The organism is Citrobacter sp. TBCS-14, from assembly GCF_005280805.1.
Lineage (GTDB): Bacteria > Pseudomonadota > Gammaproteobacteria > Enterobacterales > Enterobacteriaceae > Citrobacter > Citrobacter gillenii.
Genome location: NZ_SZWM01000960.1, coordinates 1 through 248, shown reverse-complemented (window position 1 = coordinate 248; position 248 = coordinate 1). Strand labels below are relative to the sequence as shown.

Below are 248 nucleotides of genomic sequence, written 5' to 3'. Positions count from 1 at the left end.
TAATCCCAAGCATACTTTGGATCTGGCACGCCGCGCTTGGAAATGCGTGGGTTGATGACGTGGTAGCAACCACAATCAGACCAATTTGTTCTTTGTCGATGCCGGCCATTTCAAGTGCACGGTTAGCGGCGGCAAAGCCCATCGTCGCAACGGTTTCATTTGGCCCAGCAATATGGCGTTCGCGGATACCTGTACGAGAGACGATCCACTCATCAGATGTCTCGACCATTTTTTCCAAATCGGCGTTA

At 51.2% G+C, this 248-nt stretch carries 1 pseudogene; it reads right to left on the bottom strand.

The annotated features are described in order from the left end of the window. Positions 1 to 248: pseudogene (locus FDX22_RS22265) on the bottom strand (3-oxoacyl-ACP synthase); the annotation flags it as partial.